Source organism: Kitasatospora sp. NPDC001225 (assembly GCF_053597855.1).
Genome location: NZ_JBSFJC010000386.1, coordinates 1 through 2,091 on the forward strand (window position 1 = coordinate 1; position 2,091 = coordinate 2,091).

Consider the following 2,091-nt stretch of genomic DNA (forward strand, 5'->3'; position numbering starts at 1 on the left):
CGCAGCGAGATGGTGGTCGAGGCGTTCCTGGAGCCGAAGGACGGTGGTCAGCTGGGCCGGGTCGAGGGCTACGACACCGCACGCAGGGCGTTGCGCGACGTGCAGCTCGGGGATCTGTGGATGCGCGAGAACGTGCTCGGCGGCAAGGAGGTCATCCACGGCAACGGCCTTGGGGCGCCGGTCGAGGCCGAGACCGTCGAGCCGCTGGTCGCCGCCGGCCTGATCGAGGCCTGTACCGCAACGGACGCCGCCCAGGTGGGGCACATGCTCTCGCCCCCGGCGGACCGGAAGGCGCCGGAAGCCGCCCACGCCGCCCGCCAGGGCGAGGCCGCCGCCCTCTATCGCGGCGTGGCCCCCACCGCTGCCAATCCCGCCACCCCCGCACCGCTTGCCGCTTCCCCGGCGAGGACCTCGTCCTCCGCCCGCACGCGCTGACCAGGAGTCCCCCGACCATGCCCGCCCAGTCGACCACCACCATGACCACCTCCGACGCGGCACGCGTGGAGAGCGTCCTGCGCCAGCTGGCCCCGAAGTGGACCACGCACTTCGTCCACACGATCGCCAAGTACGGCCCGGAGATGCGCGTGCGCGACATCGCCCACCACCATCCTGCCGTCAACCAGCCGTACGTCAGCCGGCGCCTCTCCGCCATGGCGGACGCCGGGCTGGTGGACCGCGACGCCACCTTCGACCGCTGGGCGCCGTACAGGCTCAGCGCCGGCGCGCGGACGCTCGGCCCGCTCTACCGCGCGGTCACCCAGTGGTCCTCCGAACACCATGACCACGCACCTCAGGGCCGGGCCGACCGGATCGAGGACGCCCTGCGCCGCCTGCACCTGGTGGACACCACCGAGGTGGTCCGGCTGCTCTCGGAACACGGGAGCATGCGGGTGGTCCAACTCGGGGAGCGCATCGGGGTCTCCGAGCAGCTCATCGCCACCCGGCTCAACCGCATGCAGGCCGACGGCCTGGTCGCCCGCACCGGCTCCCGGCACGGCGCCCCCTACATCCTGACCGACGCCGGGCGCGCCCTCGCCCCCGTGTACGCCGCCGTGCAGCAGTGGGACAACCGGCACTCGGCCGCCCCGGCCGGGCGGGTGCCGGCCGCCACCCGAACCCTAGTCACCGGAGCGGACACCGTGCGGACCGCGGCGGCGCTGCGGCGAAGCCCCGCCCCCGCCAGTCTCTTCAGCCATGCCCCGGCCCCGCAGCCGCGCGTCCCCGCAGCGGTGACGGCGGCCTCCCACCCCTCCCGCGGGCGGTGACCGCCGTGAACAGCCGGCCCAGAACCTCTCCCCCTCTCCAGCTCCCCGCGTCCGCACACCGCCGCACCCGTCCCCGCCGCCGGCGGCGCGCGGGCCCGCTCCCCACCACGTTCAGGACCCTCCCAGTGCTCTCCGCCTCCCTCTTGCTCGTCCACCCGCTTCGTCTCGCCGGCCCCGGTGACCAACGGCTCATCACCGACGCGCTCGACGCCGCCCCTGGCTGGTCCCGAACCCGCACACTCGACGGCGCAATCCGCTTTACCAGCCCCTGCCGAACCGCCGTCATCACCGGCGCACCGTCTGCCGACCACCCTTGCGCCTGGACCGTCCACGGCTACCCCTCACCCGGCTCCGCCCCGCTGTGGCGCGCGTCGTTCGCTCCCGGCACGCCCGCCGAGATCACCGCCGCCTTCACGACCGTGCTCGTCCACGGCCTGCGCAGCGCCCACCGTGACTACCTGCGCGGCGGCCCTCACCACCTTCCCCGCACCCCCGCCTCCGTCCTCACCGACCGCGGCTGGCGGCCTGACCAGAGCCCCCCGGGCTTCCACGACCAGGTCGCACCCGACCTGACCGCCGTCTACCGGCACCGCGTCGGCCACCAACCCCCCGACACCGAAGCCGCCGGCCGGACCCCACCGGCCTGGAGCATGCTCGCAGGCAACCTGCGGAACCCCTCCTGGCGTGCGGACTTCACCACCGGGGTGCCCTTCTACCCCCTCGTCAGCGGCTGGGTGAGACGATCGCGCTGCTCAACCTCGGCGAGCGGCTGAGGGCCATGGGTTGCCTCGATGAAGCACTTGAGTTCCTCGAACGCGCCCGCGTG

The 2,091-nt window shown here is 74.2% G+C and carries 3 protein-coding genes; all 3 read left to right on the forward strand.

All coding sequences use genetic code 11. From position 1 onward, the window contains the following. Positions 1 to 435 (forward strand): hypothetical protein (locus tag ACWDCZ_RS40710; protein WP_449818641.1); only part of this gene is annotated, 435 nt, incomplete at its 5' end. A gap of 17 nt (positions 436 to 452) precedes the next feature. Next, entirely contained in the window at positions 453 to 1,265 is an 813-nt protein-coding gene (locus ACWDCZ_RS40715) for a winged helix-turn-helix transcriptional regulator (protein WP_387976800.1), read from the forward strand. Between the two features lie 125 nt (positions 1,266 to 1,390). Further along, the gene (locus tag ACWDCZ_RS40720; RefSeq protein ID WP_449818642.1) at positions 1,391 to 2,038 is read left to right on the forward strand and encodes a DUF317 domain-containing protein; all 648 of its coding nucleotides are present in this window, start codon (positions 1,391 to 1,393) and stop codon (positions 2,036 to 2,038) included. The last annotated feature ends 53 nt before the right edge of the window (positions 2,039 to 2,091 follow it).

What these genes read in the sequence shown, in the direction of transcription:
- ACWDCZ_RS40715 (WP_387976800.1), top strand. Translation starts at nt 453, where the DNA reads ATGCCCGCCCAGTCGACCACCACCATGACCACCTCCGACGCGGCACGC.